The following is a 19,197-nucleotide window of genomic DNA, read 5'->3' as shown; positions in this document are numbered from 1 at the left end:
AAAGATGTTTATCCTAATTTTCTAGAAAATAATATAAAAAGTATTTTACAAGAAGTTAGCACTTTTATTACTGAACATGGTTTTTACTTAAAGGATTATTCCTTTAAAGAGATAGTTTCTGAAATTACGGTTCAAGATGATTCTTCATTATTTTTTGACAATTATTCAACCTCATTACTTTATAATGATGATACAGAAAAAATAAAGCAACAGCTATACGAAAAATACTTTTTCCCATTTGAAGAATATAAAACTAATAACACTAGAAGATATACAGAAAGAGAAGTCGTCAAAAATGTTAGAAGCAGCATTAGAAGTAGAAATCCATTGGTGTATGAGAAATACTTTAAAAATCTAGAGAAAAAGAAAATATCGAACTCTGTAACTTCTATGGATATAGATTTGTATTGGGAAAATGGAGCTACTCACCTAATAAAACCCATTAGCTTTGACCTTTTAAAGGCTCAGAGTATTGATAATAAGGCAAACCGATATTTTGGTAAGTTTTTTCAACTCCAAGAACAAGCAGAAAAGGAAAATTATATCTTTGATGTTTTTGTTGCAAAACCTAGAGAGAAAAAATTATATAAACAATATGATAGAGCATTACAAATTTTAGAAAAAGCTCCTATAAAGCTCATGGAGGAGGAGCAAATAGAGAGCTATGTTGAAAACACAGTTAAATATATTTTAGAGGATGTTTAGCATTTTATGAAAGATATAAGACAACAATTTGAAGACTATTCATTCAAAGTGATGGATAAACTATTCGGTGAAAACGATGGAAAGCTAGAGAGTCTGAGTCAAGACGAACTAGAAGTTGTACGCATTTGGAGGTTGGAAGCTGATATGTACAATGGAGGTTTTATTCAATTTTTTTGTAATTGGGGAGAAGGAAACTTTTTAGAAACGCAGAAAGTCCTTAAAAAAATAGGTGCTACCAAGGCACTAGAAATTATTACAGAGTGTGAATTAATCATTTCAAAATGTAAAGAGGATGAGCGATTGGAAAAATTATGGGATATTCCAGTAGTATTGAAGGACTACATCACAGAAGAAGAAAGTAAAAAACTAAACGATTTAGATGAGCTCTATTGGGAAAATCCAGATGATATTCAGAAGTTGGCTTACGATACTTACTTGAAAAAATAATTTATCCTTTCGTAGCATATATCCAGTTATTTTCTCCAAAATTTAGAATCTATATACTTTTTCGTATTTTAGATAAGGAATTACTCAAATTATTTTTTCTACATTTTTTAGAAGAAAAAAGCAAAAACGGAGACTTATGCACACTCACATCATACAAAGTCCAAGACATCAAGCGTTTCTAAATGAAAACAGAAGCGACCCCATTACTGGTGATGATATAAAAGAAGGCGACAAAATTGTTTTCTGTGCTGTCTGTAAGTCAGCTTTTTTGTATGATACGTGGCTCTATCTAGGTAAAACACATTGTAACCAAAGTGAAACATTAGGAAAATTTCCTGTTAGTGAAAAGTTAGAAATTCAAGGTGTTACCAAACCTCCTTTATATGTTATTAAATGTAATGATAAAGTTGGAGTCTTTAGTGATGAGCTTTTTGCAGAAGCAAATAATCATTTTATGAACGAGCCAGTTTTGAAAGATGAGCGTTCGTTTTACAAAAAAAATAGTTTTTCTATTTGGGTGCTTGGAATGTCTGCTGTTCTGGTTGTATTGACAATCATTTTGGAGATTGCTCCTCTTTCACTAGGCATTACATTTTGTGCTATAATGTCAATCGGAATTAAAAATATGTTTTACAAAGACAAAAAAATATTTGTTGCAGCTCCCAAGAAAAAAGAAATTGAAAGCATACAAATTCATCAAAAGCACATCGCCATACGCTTCAAAGAAGTAAAAAAGGAAGTCAGAATTATTCTAAAATCTATTTTGGCTATCAATCTCATCTATACAAATAGCTCTTATCTATTTCAAATCGTAAAAAAAGGTAACAAAACCCACGAATTTTCTACTTCGCTAGATAATGTTACCCAAATAAATCAGCTCTTACACAGTCTTGCACAATTTGATGAGAAAGTAAATATCTTTGTTCGTAATCTTCCTTACGAAGACCGTATAAAACTCCGAAAGTGGGAAGCAGAAAATGAAAATATACTTCTATATTAAAAACTAATTTGTACGGACAATGCATGCATTGTCCCTACGCAAATGCCTATGGTTTTAACTGTCTTGCTTGTTTTCTTCGTTCGATTTCTTTCTGAATCAGTAAATATTCTCTGCTACTCTGCCCTGCAATAGCTGTATTTTCGTCTGCTCTTCGTATCAGATAAGGCATTACGTCTTTTACTGCGCCATAAGGAACATATTTAGCCACATTATAACCTGCTGCTGCCAAATTATTAGACATATTATCACTCATTCCATAAAGTTGTGCAAAATGAAAGTTAGAGTCATTTTTATCAATTTTATAGGCGTCCATCAATACGACAAGCGAATAACAACTAAGTTCGTTGTGTGTCCCTGCACAAACAGCAATACGTTCTCTATTCTCTACACAAAATTCTAATGCTGCATCAAAATCTCTGTCTGTACTTAGTTTGTCGGGTTGTATGGGGTCAGTATAACCTTTTTCCTCTGCTCTTTTGCGTTCTTTTTCCATATATGCTCCACGAACAATTTTTGCTCCCACACGATACTGATTCTTGACAGCATTTTCATAGGCTGATTTCAATTTTTCAAGTCTATCTGTGGTGTACATTTGATATGTATTGTAAACAATAGCTTCTTCTTTGTTGTATTTTTCCATCATCTGATAGGTCAAATCATCAATCGTATCTTGAAACCATGTTTCCTCTCCATCGACAAAGATTCGAACCTTATTCTGATATGCTGTAAGGCAAATCTCATTCATTCGGAGTTGAATTTTTTCCCAACGGACTTGTTCCTCTGCAATCAATGGCTCATGTGCTTGAACTTTTTCTAAAATTTTAGAATATCCGATTCCTGTAACTTTAAAAACACAAAAAGGAATATTTTCGTCTCCCTTTGCTCTATGAATCGTTCTGATGATTTCGCTTTTTGTTTTCTCAAATCCTTTTTCTGATTTTTCGCCTTCTACTGAATAGTCTAAGATGGTTCCTATGCCAGCCTGTGCAAGTTGGATGATAGTTCTTTCGCTATCCTCAATCGTTTCTCCTCCACAAAAATGTTCGAAGAGTGTATTTTTTACTACTGGTTTGACAAAGGGAGCTCTTAGTTTGAAAGCCAATTTTAAAAGTGGTGTTCCCGAATCTACCAAAGTAGGTTTGTTCATCGTCCAGAAAAGGAGGTTCATTTTCTTTAGTTCGAAGTCTGAACGGTTGGCAAAAGCTGTTTCTGTATCGTCAAAAGAAACGTGTTCTTTTGCCATCTGGATAATCTCTAAAGCAGATAGAGAAGATATATTGATAGGTGTAGAGTTTGAATCCATAGTTTTTTCAATAATCAATTACTAATTAGTAGTGTTTGAAATACCATTATTTTGTAATTCGTGATTTGCAGTTCTTGGTTTGTAATATCTTGTTTTGAAAATTCTGTATTCTTTATATCCTTTCCAAAATTCTAAAGCCGTAACTCTCAAAATAGTATAGACTGGAATCGCCAAAATCATTCCTACTGCTCCTGCAAGGGCTGCTCCCATAAATACAACGCTAAAAATTTCTAAAGGATGTGCCTTTACACTTCTTGAAAAAATAATAGGTTGAAGCAAAAGGTTATCAGAAAATTGAACAATAAGAAAGACAATAATTACTTTAATGGCTAAAATTGAAAAATCAGTATCTTGATTTTGTTGAAGGAGTGTAGAAAGTGAGACAATAAGACCAAAAGAAGCCCCCAAAATAGGACCAATATAAGGAATAAGGTTCGCTACGGCTGCAAAAATGGCTATGGTAACAGCATATTTTACTTCTGAGACAATCAGACCAATAGAAACCAACGTAAAAATGGAAAACATCTGAATCAGAAGCCCAAAAAGATAGTTGGAAAGCAGTTTTTCAATTTTGGAAACAGCACTAATCGAAACCTCAAAATAAGCATTCGGAATAAGAGAAATAATGCCACGCTTGAAAAGTCCTTTTTCATAAAGTAAGAAGAACGAGATAAAGAAAACAGACAGTGTTCCAACAAAAATATTGCTTGTCGTGTCAAGTATTTGGCTTAAAACATTGCCAAACTTTAAATCAGTAAAAAAATCTAAAAAGTATTTTTGCAGTTCTGTCATTAAAAAACCTTTTTCTTCTTTTACCCAGTTTCTCTCAATCAAAAATCCTTCTATGTAATCGATAGGAGAAATGATGGTGTTGAACAAGGAATTGTAGTCTAGGGCAGAAATAAACTTTATCTGTTCTGAAATCAGAGGAATAAAAAGTAAGACAAAGAGCGCAACAATGCCAGCAAAAATGACAAAAGAAAGCAACACTGCCATTACACGAGGTAACTGAATCCCTGCTATCTGAATCTGACTGAGGTAGTTAGTAGGCGTTTGAAGGATAGCACTAAAAACCATAGCCACTACAAAATAGCCTACAATGGTAGAAAAAAACCAAGCAAAAGTTCCCAAAACAGCTATGATGGGAAGAACAATGAAATAAAATATGACTAAGCGTCTTATCATTCTATGTGCTAAAAATTTAATTATGTAGCAAAAATACAGATTAAATTGGCGTTCATTCTACTCTTCAATAAATTTTTTTAGGTAATTTGTAGAAAACTATTTAACTAAGAAATAATTCATCAATTATGAAGAAGTTTGAAAGTAAATCTCCTATTTTATCTAAAAAACAGATGCGCCGTTTGGCTCTGCTTTTTGTTGCCTTATTAACTGCCAGTACCATACTTATTTTGGGAGGTTTCGAAATCAACTGGACAGAACTTTTGGAAAGTTTTTTGGAAAAATAATTTTAAAAATAGGATAAAATAAATATTTACTTTAAAAATAACTGTATTCGGATTGATTTTTGAAACTAAGTTATGATATTTTCAATCTATCCATTCTATAAAATTTACTCAATGAACTACTACAATTTTTTCCAAAAAGGTAAAAAACATTTCTTCAGTCTTTTTTTACTCTTTACATTATCATTGCTTTCTACATACAATTCTTATGCTCAAAATGAAGAAATAGAAGAAAACGCAACCGAAGAACACTTAGATATAATTTTGGCAATTGATGTCTCCTCCTCTATGAAGGTAGAAGATGTAATGCCAACACGTTTGGAGGTCGTAAAATCGGCAGCACAGCAACTTATGAGCGTCCATCCGACAGCTCGTTATGGTATCGTACTTTTTGCAGGAGAATCTATGGTATATGCACCTTTAGCAGACGACTCGCAAGACTTGTATCAGCTTTTAGAGCAAATCACAACAGATTTAGTAGATGGCACAGGAACAGTCATAGGCGAAGCATTAGATACATCTATAAAAGAATTTGAGCGTGTAGGCTCTACCAACCGAAAAATAATTATTTTTAGTGATGGAGCAACTTCTGAAAGCAAAGACATTTTTCATAGTGTTTTAGTTTTGACAAGTAAAAGAAATGTAGAAGTGTATGCTATCGGTGTCGGACACGGTGGCGAGGCATCTATCACAACGCCAGACCAAGAACATATTACTATCAAAAGTCCTTATAACGACGAATCGTTGAAGCAAATTAGTCTTTTTACAAATGGAAAATATTATCACGCAGAAAGTTTTGAAGAAATGAGTAAGATAGCTGAGGAAATCTCACTCCTTCTCAATACTAAACAAGAGTAGGTTAAAACAGGGTTTTCTTATAAAAAAGAAAAACACCATTGTTGGTATTTGAGCGATAGCGACACCAACAATCACAAAACAAACAAATTAGTTTCATATTATTTTTTGTAATTTTGCGCTTTCTGCCATCAAACCCTAAGAGTTTTGTATAACTTTTAGGGTTTTGAATTGAATATAAATAGAAACGTATGAAGTATAAGACAATAGCCATCAGTATTTTCACAATAAATAAAATATTCTTATTATCGTTATTCTTTTCTATCGTGCTACTGCATAGTGCGTGTCAGGAAGAAGATACAGAAAAAGAGCTAGAAGGAATTCCTGTCGCACAAGTAGGAGAAAATTATTTGTATAAAGAGGAAATAACAGAACTTTTGCCTCCCAATTATAGCAAAGAAGACAGTACAAATATTGTTAAGAGGTATGTAAATAACTGGATAGAAAGAAGACTTCTTTTGAAAGAAGCCGAATCTAAAAGTGGAATAGACCAAAAAGAATTACAAGAACGCCTAGAAGATTACAAATATCAACTGTTAGTACATGCTTACAAACAAAACTATGTCAATGAATATTTGGATACGTTAGTTACCGACCCACAGATAAGCGATTATTACGAAAAAAACAAGGCAAACTTTGAGCTCAAACAGCCGATTGTGAAAGCTTACTTTGTGAAAGTAAAATTAAATACGCCATCCTCTCAATTAGACGACTTACGAAAATGGATGCGTTCAGATTTAGAGCAAAATTCAGAAGAAACAGAAAAGTTAAAGTCATATAGTTATGGCTTTGCTGCAAGTTATTTTCTACAAGATGACAAATGGCTACCAATGTCAGAATTAGTGGCAAATACGCCTTTTGATAGAAATTTACTTCTTCAAAAAGGAAAGTTTGCTGAAAGTGAAGACAAAGAATATTACTATTTCTTGAAAATAAATGACTTCAAAATTCAAGACCAAGTCGCACCATTAGAATATGTTAGAAGTCAAATTATTAGTGTTATTCTCAATAAAAGAAAGGTAGAATTACAAGAAGAACTTGAAAATGAGGTAATGGAAAGAGCCAACGAAAATCAAGATTATAAGATATTTACAGAATAAAATTAGACAACTCATTGCCACGAAATAAAATCACTTTACGTATTACATTACAAACCAATACATCGTTGATGGTCTTGACCTCAACAATGACTAGTAATTAAAACAATTCACTAATTCCATATATGAAAACCTTCAAAATCAAATCTTTTATATTTCTACTCGCTACTGGGTTTTGTTTTCTAGCTACTTCTGCTTTTTCACAGCAAGTAGCAGACAAAATTATTGTCAAGGTAGATAATTATATCATCCTAAAATCAGAGTTAGAACTCTCTTATCAAAACTATCTTGAGCAGTCAGACCAAACTCCCCCACCAGATGCAAAATGTGGAATATTAAAACAGCTTTTATTCAATAAAGTAATGTATGCCAAAGCTGAAATAGATTCGATTACTGTATTGGATGAGCAAGTAGAGGCAGAGGCTACTAATCGTTTATCTACAATGGTGCAGCGTGCTGGAGGCGATGAGAAAAAATTAGAAGAATATCTAGGGAAATCGTTGGCAGACATCAAAGAAGAACTCTTAGAGCCGATTAAAGAACAACTTACCATTCAGAAAATGCGTGGAGAAATCACAGCAGACGCAAAAGTAACGCCTTCACAAGTACGTAAGTTTTATAAAAACATTCCTAAAGACAGTATTCCGTTTTTACCAGCAGAGTTTGAGGTAGCGCAGATGCTCGTTTATGCAAAAGTGAGTAAGCAAGAAAAAGAAAGAGTTAGAAAACAGCTTTTAGACATTCGTACACGTATCAAGGCAGGAGAAGACTTTGCAAAACTTGCAAAAGAATTTTCAGCAGATTTGGGTTCGGCTGCACAAGGAGGAAACTTAGGCTACAGAGAGCGTGGAGAACTTGTTCCAGAATATGAAGCGATGGCATTTTCTTTAAAACCAATGGAAATTTCAGAGCCAGTAGAATCTGAATTTGGCTTTCACTTGATTCAGCTTTTAGAACGTCGTGGAAATCTTATCAATACTCGTCATATCCTTATTCGTCCGAAGCCTAGCAAAGAAGATATGGTTTATACCAATCAGTTTGTAGATAGTCTTAGAAATCTGATTGTAAAAGATAGTCTCACATTTGCTAAAGCCGTAGCAGAACATTCGGCAGATAGAAATTCAAAAAATAATGGTGGACGCATTACGAGTATGCAAACGGGAAGTCCAAAACTTGTAGCCGAAGATTTTGATTATAATACATATCTAATTTTGGATACAATGAAAGTAGGTTCGGTTTCTCCACCTCTTCCGTTTAGAAGTCCAGACGGAAAAGAGGCTGTTCGTTTACTTTATTTTATAGATAAATCAAAACCACACCAAGCAAATCTAAAAGACGATTACGAAAAAATCTATCAAGCAGCACTCAACGAAGAACGAGCTAAAATGCTTGACGAGTGGTTCTACACTGCCATCAAAGAACTCTACATCGATATTGATGAAGAATACAATACCTGTGGACTTTTGGAAGGAATTTAATCTTTAATGGTAAATGATGAATTATCAATGATAAATTGAATTTCATTATTCCTAGCAGAAAACCCCAACTTTCATTTTTTGAAAGTTGGGGTTTTGGTTTTAGTCATAATAACCTAATTTTTCAAGCTGACTTTTTAAGTGGTTTTTCAGCCAGTCAATGCTAGGGTAAGAAGTATAGAAGTGTCCTTTATCAGCTAAATTTTTCTTCATTTTTAGTAAGCTCAAGACTTCTTCTGTAATATCATTCATATTTACAGGAGCATCTTTAAAATAAGTCAATATTTTAGGTTTTTCTGTCGCTTTAAAACTTTGATATGCTTTTTCTAATTCTTCTTCTGTGAATTTTCCAGCTTTTGTGAAAAATAAGCCTACTACCAAATCACAGTCTTGTAAGGCTTTGTTGTATTCGTCTTGCAAACGAGTAGTAGAAATGGTATCTAAAAAGTGTTCCCATTGAATAAGTTTAAAATAAACTCCTTTATCTATCATTCTATCATTTTCTACACTAATGAACTCTCTTAGTTCTCTTCTGTCTTCTTTGAGCTCAGAGGAGGATGCTAGAAATATTTTGATTTTTTTTGTAGATGACTTATTTTTTTTGTTACTGTAATTTCTTATTTCGTTAATTTCTCGTTGAAGATTTTTATTTTCTTCTTTAATTTCTTTTACCATATCTAAGACTTTATTTAATAACTTGTTTGCATTGTGAGATTCATACTTCTCAATTTTTACTTTGGCACTGTTTAAATCTTTTTCAATTTCTTCTAGTTGCTTTATTAGAGTAAATTTTTGTCCAGCATCATAGGCTATTACCTTTTGAGTAAGAAAAAAATTCTTTTTCTCTGTAAGTAATTTAACAACTTCTTTTAATCCTTCAATTTCTTTTTCTGTTCCATAAGGCATAGGTGTAGCAGTTTTTTGAGTGGTGGTAGTTGTATGATTTTTTTCAATGAAAGTAATGGCTTCCTTTACTTTGTCGTCATTCAAGAACATTTGTAAGGCTTGTACTTGCATTGGTTTAGGAGGATAACCAGCATCCATTTGGTATAGAATTTCTTGCTTTAGGTTAGCATATCTATAAAATGGTTTTTCTTTGAAGTATAAATCTAAATAATCAAATACTTCTTGAAATCGCCTGTTTTCAATTTGATTTTTTAGATAATGGAGCTTTTCATTCATAAGTAGAGTCAGTTGTGGTTGGACTTTTCTAAAATAAGGATTCTTTTTTGCTTTTCTAACGCCCTGCTAAGAATTTTTAACACTCCAAATGCAGCGATTTTAACATTTCTCTCGTTAAAATGTTAAATGAGAAATAGTAAAACCCTAAAATTACATTTATGCACAGTATATTGTTAGCCGAAGACGACCACAATTTGGGTCAGATTTTAAGTGAATATTTAGAAATCAAAGGATTTCAAGTTACCCTCGCTAGAGACGGAAAAGAAGCCTTAGACGCATTTTTTAAAGAAGACAACGTTTTTGACATCTGTATCTTAGACGTAATGATGCCAAACGTAGATGGCTTTACGGCTGCTAAAGAAATCAGAAAAATAGACAAACACACACCTATCGTATTCCTTACAGCAAAAGGAATGAAAGAAGACCGTATTGAAGGACTTCAAATTGGTGCAGATGATTATATGACAAAGCCATTCTCAATGGAAGAGCTTTTGCTTCGTGTACAGGCAATCTTACGCAGAACAATTATTAAAGATAGTTCGCCAGCACTTCGTAAATTCCCTATTGGCGAGCTTTTATTTGATTATGATGCACAGCTTCTCAAAGCAAACAACACAGGAGAGGAAATAAAACTTACCTCAAAGGAAACTGAACTTTTGCGTATGCTTTGTGAAAACAAAAATCAGACATTGGAACGTTCGAAAGCCTTGAACGAAATTTGGGGAGATGACAATTATTTCAATGCTCGTAGTATGGACGTGTATGTAACCAAACTTCGTAAATATCTTCGTGCAGACGAACACCTCAAAATTTTGAATGTTCACGGAACAGGCTTTAAGCTAGTAGAACTTGACGAGAGTTCGATTTCGTAATCTATATATTTTCGGTCAGACAAATAAGTCAGCACCGACATATTAAAAGCTATTACCCAAAATCTTATGCTATAATTTTTCTTAGCATAAGATTTTTTTGTTTTATGAGCTATTTTGTATCTTTTTCCTGTAAAGAATAATGAACAAATCAACTACTTATTAAAATTTTTAATTCAAATTATGAAACGAATTACGACAACTTTACTCATTGCATGTGTAAGCCTTTTTGTTTTTGCCTGTGGAGGAAAAAAAGCTGAAACAACTTCTACAACTGATACAGAAAATAGTTCTGCTGAAGAGCAAGCTCAAACAATGGTAGAAAAAACACTTAAAGAGGCTGGTGCTTACGAATTTTTGACCACAGACAAACCTTGTGAAGTCTTGACAATGGCAATGGTAAAAGAAGTGTTCAGTCCAACAGTAGAAGTGCAACAAAGTGACGTGTACGGATGTAATTATGAATGGGACAGACCTAATGCAGCCGAAATACAAGAACAAATGAGAAAAGCATCTCTAAAAGACATGATGAAGTTCAAACCTACATTTACCGTTAATTTTACCATTTCTAAAGCAAATGGAGTAACACCTGAAAGATTTATGCCGAAGAAAATTTCAAAAGCTCAGCAAGAAGAAATAGCAAAAAAAGCCAATGAAAAGCTAACAGATGAGCAAAAAGAAGCTGTTGGAGAAGATTTAGCTGAAGATTTTACAAAAAGCCTAATAGATAAGGTAAATAATGCAGAATTTACGCCAGTAGAAGGAGTCGGAGATGCTGCCTATTGGAATCCGATTGGAGGAGGAAGTCTTATGGTTTTGGCTGGAGATAAAATTCTTACTTTGGGAGTTTTTGTAGATGAAGATTTGGATAAGAATATAGCTAAATCAAAAGAACTCGCTCAAAAGATTCTTAATCAATAAAAATTCTATTCAGAATTGTAAAGCAGTTGTAAAATGACACGTACAACTGCTTTTTTTTATGCATTATTTTTCATTTTCTTGAGAGCTTTTCTATATCTCTTATAGGCTTTCCAACGTTCTTTTCCCCTTGAAAGCATAAAAATACCTAAGCCGAATATAACCAAACCACCAAGCATTATACCAGCTGTTGCATAAATATCTCCAAAATAAAAGCCAGAACCAACAGAAAAGCCAAATAGAAAAGTAAGTAAAATCCCTACGCCAAAGACAGTTCCTAACATGGTTAGTAAAACACCTCTGAGTATCATTCCAAAACCATTATTTTTAGGTTTGGGAGGTAGTCTAGTATTATTTTTTATGATTTTTTGAGTAGAATCTGAATCAATCTTTTGAATGTTATTTTGATAAAAATCTACTTTTTTGGAAGGCTGTGAAGCCTCTGAAATTGTGATATGTCCAGCAAAAAAGAGAAAAATAAGCCAGTATAGTCTCATTAATTGGTAATTTTTAATTTGTTTAGAGTTTTTCTAAAGCTAGTTTTGCTTTTTGAGTAATACTTTCTTCATATTGGTGTCCTTCAAAACTCATTGCCATTTCAAAATATTTTTCTGCTAGTTCCTTGTCTGATTTTTTAAATATAAAACCTAGTTGAAGAGCCGAATTGGCAGCAAAATAATGAATTTCGTTCTGTTTGTGCAATGTAGAATATTCAATGACCTTTTTATAAAAACTAATGCTTTGATGTGTTTGATGTAGTTTGTCTAAAATTCTAGCTTTTCGATAATAATATTCCAAAATGATGTCAAATCGCTTTTCATTTTCCCATTTTTGAAGCTGCTTCTCATCAATTTGAAGTAAAGTTATTTGAGCTTTTTGGTAATTTCCACCGTCTGTTAGTATTCTTGCTTGATAAAGTGTTTTATTAGGCAAATGTTTATGTTCTTTTACTAATTCTATAAACTTTTGAGCATTCTTATCAACGGCTGTTTTAGCTATTCCTTGTGTGGAAATAGAATAAAAAAAGATACTTTCTTGATAATCATAACTTGTTGCACTACTTCTTAGCCAATCTATCAAAAACATTTTAAAATAAGCATCTTTAATAAAGTTTATACGATTATCTTTTTTTACATTTCTCAGAAATTCCGAATAATGAAATTTTGCTTTTTGATGTTGTTCTGAATAAAAATAAAGTTCTGCTAAAAGATAATCTAAGCTAAAATGTTCTTTTTTTTCAAATATGAGTTGGTTGTTTTGATAATTTCTAGCATACTCTTGCCACGCCAAAAGCGCTGTTTTATGCGATTCATTTTTCATCAAAACCAGACTAGAAGCTAACAAGACAAGTTTTTCAGAAGGATATTTTTGAAGTAAATCTAAAGCGATTCCTTTTGAAGTCTTACTGTTTTCTATCAAATTTTCTGATAGGTAGGTTTGCAGAAGCATTTGCCACATTAATGTTTCTTTCTGGAAAAAATGCATTTGTGAAGTAGATTTTTGTAGATTTTGAATGCCATTTTTGAGTTCTGCTTCCATTCCAATCAAATCCAATGCCCACTGATATTTTTTTGGAACACTTGCCAGTGTTATTTGAAGCAAGGCTAATGATTTTTTGTGATAAATAAAATTAGGATACTCTTTTTCATTTTCTAAAAGTAGTTTATAGGCTTGACGAACTCGCCAAGCAGATGCCCATTTTTCATCAAAACTAAGTTTTATGATTGCCCAATGCAGCTTTATTTCAGCTTTTGCCCATTTGTATTCTTTAAAGTAACTGCTTTCTTTATTGTCAAATTTCTCTAACAATTCTAGTCGTTTTTCTTCATTTATTTGTAGCTTTTCATAGTTTTTTTTGTCTTCTGTCAAGAGAATAAAAATCATATCTCTAAAATCTTCAACAACCAAATACAAAGGCGTTTTTGTGTTTTCTGTTTTTTTATCAAAATCAAATTCTAAATCAAAAATTTCATTGTAGAGGTTTTGAATTTTTATGTCCTCAACGACGGCTTTAGTCGACGGAATGGAAAAACCATCAAAACAAAAAAAAGGAGCAATCGAAAAAGTTAAGATTACTCCAATTTTCAAAATAAATATGTTTATAAAAGAAAAAGTCTTTGCTCTACATTTATAATTTATCATTAATCATTAATCATTTATAATTTATTCCTGCACTTTCTTAGCAATGGTAGTTACTAAATCTCTAGGCAAAAATCGTGAAGAATTTACCATAATTGAGTTAATCATTCCGTGTACGGCTACTGTCTTGCCTTTCATCATAGCCTCATAGCCATATTCTGCTACTTCTTCTGAAGTTGCCATTCCAGCTTTTGCTTTATCTAAAAACTTGGTATCCTCCATATTAGCAGCTTCTACGAAACCTGTGTCAGTCAGTCCAGGGCAAAGAGCTGTTACAGTAATGCCATGGTCTTTTAGTTCGCTGGCAATCGCTTCTGAAAATGACAAAACAAATGATTTTGTAGCAGCATAAACGGCAAAGTACGGCAAAGGCTGGAAAGCAGCTGTTGAGGCAACATTCATAATCTTACCAAAACTAGAACTTACCATATCTTTAGAATAGAGCTTTGTTAGATGTACAAGAGAAACCATATTGAGTTGCATCATCGTATTGAGCTTATCCCAATCGTTTTCTGAAAAATCTCCATATTCTCCAAAACCAGCATTATTTATCAAATAGCTGACTTCAATATCATCTTCTTTTGTTTGTTTATAAAGATTTTCAATTTCACTCGCATTACTCAAATCAGCTTTATACGTTTTCACTTTTATGCCATGTGTTGCTATGAGTTCTTCGGCAAGGCTATTGAGTTTGTCAATGCTACGAGCTACCAAAACTAGATTATGTTTCTCTTTTGCCATCACATGGGCGAGTTCAAGACCTATTCCACTAGATGCGCCAGTAATTAATGCTACTTTCATAAAAAAAATGTTTTTGGAGGTGAAAAATCAGAATTACAAATAGAACAACATACAAAACAATGACTTGTTTAGCTGATTTTGACAAGAAAATTTTGATAAAGAGTTGTAAAGCCAAAAAACTGGTTTTATCTTGCTATGTATTTTGAAAATTTAATTTATCCTAATCTTTTGAGTTTTTGGTTCAGTAAAAGATAACACGAAAGTGTTTTTTTAGTCAATCTAAAAAAATGACTTATATATTTTACTGGTTACTGATAGCTGAATTACTGATAACTGATATAATGAACACTCCCCTTTTTACGAATGATGCTGTTGTTTTAGGTGTTTTGATGATAGTTTTAGCTGCTATTTTTGTTACTTCTAATAGTGAAAATAAATTTTGGAAGCAGTTTTATACCTATGTTCCTGCTTTGCTTCTATGTTATTTTATTCCTGCATTTTTAAATTACCCTTTAGGTTTAATTGCTTCGGAGTGGTTCGATGAAAAAGTATTAGATTTTGCTGCTTCACTCAATATTTCCATTCCAGAAGGTTCAAGTTTTCATGACATAAAGGAAATTTTTAGTCAAAACAATATAGAAAAAAGCCAGTATGAAGGGTTTATAAAAGAATCAAAACTCTATCATGTAGCTTCAAGATATTTGCTTCCTGCATCTTTGGTATTGCTTTGTTTGAGTATGGATTTGAAAGGTGTAATTAATCTAGGTTGGAGAGCAATTGTGATGTTTTTGACTGCCACATTAGGAATCGTTTTAGGTGGAGGAATTGCGCTTTTTATTGTTGCAAATATTAGCCCTGAGACAGTAGCAGGGACAGAAGAGAATGCGATTTGGAGAGGACTTTCTACCATTGCAGGAAGTTGGATAGGGGGAGGAGCAAACCAAGCAGCAATGAAAGAAATTTACAAGCCAAGTGGAAGTTTGTTTGGAGCAATGCTCGTCATTGATGTAGTAGTAGCCAATATTTGGATGGGGTTTTTGTTGTATGGAGCAAATATGAGCGAAAAGATAGATAAAATATTAAAAGCAGATGTTTCAGCAATTACAGCATTAAAGAAAAAAATGGAAGACTTTCAAGCCAAACACGCACGTATTCCTTCTACGACTGATTTATTTATGATTTTGGCAATAGGCTTTGGAGCAACGGCAATCGCTCATTTCTGTTCGGATATTGTTGCACCTTTTATGGCAAACTATAAAGAGTTACTTACAGACTTAAAATTGACTTCACTTATGAGTGGATTCTTTTGGCTTGTCGTTTTCGCAACAACTATTGGCGTACTTCTATCTTTTACCAAACTCAGAGAACTTGAAGGAGCAGGAGCTTCGAAGGTAGGAAGTGTTTGTATTTATATTTTGGTAGCCACTATCGGAATGCACATGAATTTGGCTGAAATCGGACAGTATTTAGGCTTATTTTTCTTAGGAATCATTTGGATGATTATTCACGTTAGTATTTTGCTTTTAGTGGCATATCTGATAAAAGCTCCTTTCTTTTTTGTGGCTGTGGGAAGTCAGGCAAATGTAGGTGGAGCAGCTTCTGCACCAGTTGTAGCTTCGGCTTTTAGTCCTGCTCTTGCGCCTGTGGGGGTGTTATTGGCTGTTTTAGGTTATGCGCTCGGTACGTATGGTGCGATTGCTTGTGCTATGTTTATGCAGGCTGTTCATTCTGGAGGGTAAAAGAGTTTAGAGTTTTGATTTCAGAATTGTGAATTGATAAATTAGCGAAGCTAAACAATCAGCGTAGTTAACGTAGAATTAGGAATAAATGAAATACTCAAAAGAAGAACTAGAGAAGTTAATTAGTGAAAAGAAAACTTTAGGAGTTTTTATTTTTGATGAAAAAAAGCAGCAGTTTACTTCTGATGTAGAAATCTGTTTGACTATAAGAAAGGTTGAAGAAGGTTTGTATAGGGCTGTAAGCTACTATTTTGATGGATATGAGTTTTGGGTAGAGGATAAAATAAACCTTTTCTTTGAAGGAAATCAAGAACAAGCTATGAAAAAGGCGATAAAAAGTTGGAATGAATACAATCCAGAGTCTTTTATGGAATATCCTATCATTTATACCAATGTAATTTGTGCGATTTATTACGAACCAAAATAAAAAGTTTTATGAAACATTTTATCTTTATACTCAAAACAATAGGAATTTCACTTCCTGCTTCTGTTCTATTGGGCTATATTATGAGCTTTTTCAAACCTGCTCTACATGCTCACATTCCTTTAGAAATGTGGATGATTACTACCTCAATAGCTGCTTGTGTCTGCTTAATTGCAGGAATAATTATTAGTAGTATTTTTATTGCCTTTAAAAATAAAAACCTATTATATTCTATTTTATCAACTTTAGGTTTTGTTGCTCTCACTTTGTTTTTTTTATAAGTGAATTTTATTCTATGCCTCGCACAAGATAAACTCATACTATATCTCAAACAGCTAGGAATTACCGACTGGAATCAGCTTACAAAATACATTCAAAATCTGTCTTACGGAAGAAATACTAATCGCCACGATTTGACTCTCGTTTTGACAGAACAGAAAGGTACATGTAGCTCAAAACACGCTTTCCTAAAAAAAGTAGCTGATTTGAATGGAGTAGAAAACATAAAACTCTACATAGGAATTTATAAAATGAACCCTTCGAATACTCCTAAGATGGGAAATATTCTTTCAGAAAATGAATTTGACTATGAGTTAGACTATATTCCAGAAGCACACTGTTATCTTAAAATAAATGGCGTAGAATATGACTTTACGCACCCTTTCTCTGATTTTGAAAAGTTACGATATGATATTTTAGAAGAAATTGAAATCGAAGCCGAACAAGTAAGTGAGTTTAAAGTCAAATACCATCAAGATTTTTTGAGGGAATGGATTACTAAACAGAATGAAATAGTTGATATTGTAATCAATTTTGAGGCTGTTTGGAAGTTAAGAGAGCAATGTATTTGTAATTTGAGCCAATAAAACTCTCTTTTTTATAACTATCAATGAGGTAGTAAAACTTTTTGTGGAATTTTACGTTATATTATTTGTATATACAAATATTGTTTATACAATCAAATATAATTTATTAAATTTTTTAAATAATGAATCGAAAAGACTTCTTAAAAAGAGCTATCAAAACTACACTTGGAACAGGTTTTTTTGTTTCTACACCTGTTTTAGGTAGTGTTTTTAAAAAACAAAATACAGACAAAACAGCAAGTTCTTTTACAGATTCTACTGATATTTTAGGATTTAATCATTTACCTAATTCTTCAACACAATCAATTATGGCAAATACGGTTTTGCATAAGGCAAACACAAGAGGAATGGCTGACCACGGTTGGCTCAAAAGCGCACATAGTTTTAGTTTTGCATCGTACTACAATCCAGAACGTATGAATTTTGGTGTTCTGCGTGTCTTGAATGATGATATTATTGCAGGAGGCAGTGGCTTTGGAACGCACCCACATGACAATATGGAAATTATCAGTATTCCCATAGAAAATGGCTTGCGTCATAAAGACAGTATGGGCAATACCTCATTTATAAAAAGTGGTGAAATACAAGTGATGAGTGCAGGAACAGGAGTTTTGCATAGTGAAGTGAATGATACTCAAGAGACAACTAAGTTTCTTCAAATTTGGGTCATTCCAAATAAGAGAAATGTAACACCTCGTTACGACCAAATTGTACTCAACTCCGAAGATAGAAAGAATAAATTACAACAGATTTTGTCGCCTAATCAAGATGATGAAGGAGTTTGGATTCATCAAGATGCTTGGTTTCATTTGGGAGATTTAGACCAAGGAACAAAAGTAAATTATGAGCTAAAAAAACCGTCAAAAAATGGTGTATATGTATTTGTTATAAAAGGGAATGTCCACTTAAAAAATGGGAGCGAAACACAAGAATTAGATACAAAAGATGGCTTAGGAATTTGGAATACCAAAAAATTTGAATTAGAAGCCTCTCAAGATGCAGAAGTTTTGCTGATGGAAGTTCCGATGAGCTAATTATATACATACATAAATAGAACTTTAGCAAAATAAAATTTAACCAAACTTTATTTGGTTAAAAATATATTTTATTCATAATGTTGGGTTTGAAGTCCCAATATTCTGAAGAAACGAAACAATATCTTGTTAGAATATAACTTTGCGAAAGTCATAATAAAAGGTAGTTTGTAGCTCTTACAAACTACTTTTTTATTTGAAAATGAAACCTTTTTCTATCAAAGACGTTATTATAAGTAGATGTTTTTTACAAAATGTCTATTTTTTAAACTTAATAAAGTAGTTTTTTTGTATATATAACTACCATTTTTTAATCTAATATTATTTTTTTATGAAACGTACAAATCGCATGCTTGCTGTGATGGTTACATCATTCAGCATTTTTGTCTTATTTTTATTCTTAGCATATTCTAGTTATGGACAAACTACTCTCCAACCACAGTCCACACAGGTAGTAAGTGCAGATTATGATTATACAGTCAAAACAGAAGATACTAGAATCAGTCCAGAGCAAATATTAAAGGAAACATTGGAAGGTCCTTGGAAAGCATTCTATAATGGAAGAAAAACATATATTACTTTTAATAGTGATAATTCTGTAATTATGCGATTGGGTGTGCGCTCAAATGGAAGTGCCAATACAAGCGAATATCATACAAATTATGATGAAATGTATTATGAGATAGATGCTTCTGTAAGTCCTTATAAGTTGGTTTTATATAATGGAGAAAAAGAAATTAAAGGAGTATTTAGAATTATAAATGATGATCAGATTATTACTTGTCATAATTTTAAAAGTGATTATCAACCAAAGAAAATAGATGACAAATATACTGTTTTGAATCTTTATAGAGTAGATGAAGAAGACCGTTAGAATATAACTAAGTAGTTAGTTTTCACAAAATTGTTATTTTGTATTTCTGATTAAAAATAGTTA

Annotated in this window: 21 protein-coding genes; 15 read left to right on the top strand and 6 right to left on the bottom strand. The window is 32.6% G+C overall.

The window, feature by feature from the left end:
- The 3 genes from QZ659_RS17490 to QZ659_RS17480 form a co-directional block, all read left to right on the top strand.
- On the top strand, nucleotides 1-705 hold a 705-nt coding region (locus QZ659_RS17490; protein WP_291727834.1), incomplete at its 5' end, for a hypothetical protein.
- A gap of 6 nt (nucleotides 706-711) precedes the next feature.
- A complete protein-coding gene (locus QZ659_RS17485; RefSeq protein WP_291727833.1) occupies nucleotides 712-1,152 on the top strand; it encodes a DUF4375 domain-containing protein in 441 nt (146 codons plus the stop codon).
- A 136-nt stretch (nucleotides 1,153-1,288) separates the two neighbouring features.
- Nucleotides 1,289-2,152, top strand: a complete 864-nt coding sequence (locus QZ659_RS17480; protein ID WP_291727831.1) for a hypothetical protein — start codon at nucleotides 1,289-1,291, stop codon at nucleotides 2,150-2,152.
- A 46-nt stretch (nucleotides 2,153-2,198) separates the two neighbouring features.
- On the opposite strand, the gene QZ659_RS17475 is transcribed toward QZ659_RS17480, so the two are convergent.
- Entirely contained in the window at nucleotides 2,199-3,455 is a 1,257-nt protein-coding gene (locus QZ659_RS17475; RefSeq protein WP_291727828.1) for a proline dehydrogenase family protein, read from the bottom strand.
- A gap of 21 nt (nucleotides 3,456-3,476) precedes the next feature.
- Nucleotides 3,477-4,640 carry an AI-2E family transporter gene (locus QZ659_RS17470; protein ID WP_291727826.1) on the bottom strand — a complete coding sequence of 388 codons (1,164 nt, stop codon included), beginning with the start codon at nucleotides 4,638-4,640 and terminating at the stop codon, nucleotides 3,477-3,479.
- A gap of 125 nt (nucleotides 4,641-4,765) precedes the next feature.
- Between QZ659_RS17470 and QZ659_RS17465 the strand changes: the two genes are divergently transcribed.
- The 4 genes from QZ659_RS17465 to QZ659_RS17450 all read left to right on the top strand — a co-directional run bounded on the left by QZ659_RS17465 (nucleotide 4,766) and on the right by QZ659_RS17450 (nucleotide 8,351).
- Nucleotides 4,766-4,924 (top strand): hypothetical protein, encoded by a 159-nt coding sequence (locus tag QZ659_RS17465; RefSeq protein ID WP_291727824.1) that lies wholly within the window; start codon nucleotides 4,766-4,768, stop codon nucleotides 4,922-4,924.
- Between the two features lie 111 nt (nucleotides 4,925-5,035).
- Nucleotides 5,036-5,779, top strand: a complete 744-nt coding sequence (locus QZ659_RS17460) for a vWA domain-containing protein (RefSeq protein WP_291727822.1) — start codon at nucleotides 5,036-5,038, stop codon at nucleotides 5,777-5,779.
- 188 nt (nucleotides 5,780-5,967) lie between these two features.
- A complete protein-coding gene (locus QZ659_RS17455; RefSeq protein WP_291727820.1) occupies nucleotides 5,968-6,876 on the top strand; it encodes a peptidyl-prolyl cis-trans isomerase in 909 nt (302 codons plus the stop codon).
- Between the two features lie 122 nt (nucleotides 6,877-6,998).
- Nucleotides 6,999-8,351 carry a peptidylprolyl isomerase gene (locus QZ659_RS17450; RefSeq protein WP_291727818.1) on the top strand — a complete coding sequence of 451 codons (1,353 nt, stop codon included), beginning with the start codon at nucleotides 6,999-7,001 and terminating at the stop codon, nucleotides 8,349-8,351.
- Nucleotides 8,352-8,450: 99 nt separating this feature from the next.
- Here the strand turns inward: QZ659_RS17450 and QZ659_RS17445 are convergent, their stop codons facing one another.
- A complete protein-coding gene (locus QZ659_RS17445; RefSeq protein ID WP_291727817.1) occupies nucleotides 8,451-9,530 on the bottom strand; it encodes a hypothetical protein in 1,080 nt (359 codons plus the stop codon).
- 158 nt (nucleotides 9,531-9,688) lie between these two features.
- Here QZ659_RS17445 and QZ659_RS17440 point away from each other — a divergent pair, with 158 nt between their 5' ends.
- The gene (locus QZ659_RS17440) at nucleotides 9,689-10,402 is read left to right on the top strand and encodes a response regulator transcription factor (protein ID WP_291727815.1); all 714 of its coding nucleotides are present in this window, start codon (nucleotides 9,689-9,691) and stop codon (nucleotides 10,400-10,402) included.
- A 180-nt stretch (nucleotides 10,403-10,582) separates the two neighbouring features.
- Nucleotides 10,583-11,320 (top strand): hypothetical protein, encoded by a 738-nt coding sequence (locus QZ659_RS17435; protein ID WP_291727813.1) that lies wholly within the window; start codon nucleotides 10,583-10,585, stop codon nucleotides 11,318-11,320.
- 56 nt (nucleotides 11,321-11,376) lie between these two features.
- Here QZ659_RS17435 and QZ659_RS17430 read toward each other — a convergent pair whose 3' ends face one another.
- The 3 genes from QZ659_RS17430 to QZ659_RS17420 form a co-directional block, all read right to left on the bottom strand.
- Complete coding sequence (locus tag QZ659_RS17430; RefSeq protein ID WP_291727811.1) at nucleotides 11,377-11,814, bottom strand: hypothetical protein; 438 nt, start codon at nucleotides 11,812-11,814, stop codon at nucleotides 11,377-11,379.
- 22 nt (nucleotides 11,815-11,836) lie between these two features.
- Nucleotides 11,837-13,405 carry a hypothetical protein gene (locus QZ659_RS17425; protein ID WP_291727809.1) on the bottom strand — a complete coding sequence of 523 codons (1,569 nt, stop codon included), beginning with the start codon at nucleotides 13,403-13,405 and terminating at the stop codon, nucleotides 11,837-11,839.
- Nucleotides 13,406-13,480: 75 nt separating this feature from the next.
- Nucleotides 13,481-14,257 (bottom strand): SDR family NAD(P)-dependent oxidoreductase, encoded by a 777-nt coding sequence (locus QZ659_RS17420; RefSeq protein WP_291727807.1) that lies wholly within the window; start codon nucleotides 14,255-14,257, stop codon nucleotides 13,481-13,483.
- Between the two features lie 227 nt (nucleotides 14,258-14,484).
- Here QZ659_RS17420 and QZ659_RS17415 point away from each other — a divergent pair, with 227 nt between their 5' ends.
- From QZ659_RS17415 to QZ659_RS17390, 6 genes are all read left to right on the top strand, one after another.
- Nucleotides 14,485-15,936 (top strand): DUF819 domain-containing protein, encoded by a 1,452-nt coding sequence (locus QZ659_RS17415; RefSeq protein WP_412728046.1) that lies wholly within the window; start codon nucleotides 14,485-14,487, stop codon nucleotides 15,934-15,936.
- A gap of 88 nt (nucleotides 15,937-16,024) precedes the next feature.
- Nucleotides 16,025-16,363, top strand: coding sequence for a hypothetical protein (locus tag QZ659_RS17410; protein WP_291727805.1), 339 nt, complete (start codon nucleotides 16,025-16,027; stop codon nucleotides 16,361-16,363).
- An 8-nt stretch (nucleotides 16,364-16,371) separates the two neighbouring features.
- Nucleotides 16,372-16,641 (top strand): hypothetical protein, encoded by a 270-nt coding sequence (locus QZ659_RS17405; protein ID WP_291727804.1) that lies wholly within the window; start codon nucleotides 16,372-16,374, stop codon nucleotides 16,639-16,641.
- Nucleotides 16,642-17,226 carry a hypothetical protein gene (locus QZ659_RS17400; RefSeq protein WP_291727803.1) on the top strand — a complete coding sequence of 195 codons (585 nt, stop codon included), beginning with the start codon at nucleotides 16,642-16,644 and terminating at the stop codon, nucleotides 17,224-17,226.
- 122 nt (nucleotides 17,227-17,348) lie between these two features.
- On the top strand, nucleotides 17,349-18,260 hold the full coding sequence (locus tag QZ659_RS17395; protein ID WP_366935875.1) for a pirin family protein: 912 nt from the start codon (nucleotides 17,349-17,351) through the stop codon (nucleotides 18,258-18,260).
- Between the two features lie 331 nt (nucleotides 18,261-18,591).
- Nucleotides 18,592-19,134, top strand: coding sequence for a hypothetical protein (locus tag QZ659_RS17390; protein ID WP_291727802.1), 543 nt, complete (start codon nucleotides 18,592-18,594; stop codon nucleotides 19,132-19,134).
- The last annotated feature ends 63 nt before the right edge of the window (nucleotides 19,135-19,197 follow it).

The organism is Bernardetia sp. (assembly GCF_020630935.1).
In the GTDB taxonomy this organism is placed as follows: domain Bacteria; phylum Bacteroidota; class Bacteroidia; order Cytophagales; family Bernardetiaceae; genus Bernardetia.
The sequence above is the reverse complement of the archived record's forward strand: the minus strand, read 5'-3'. Positions and strand labels throughout refer to the sequence as shown.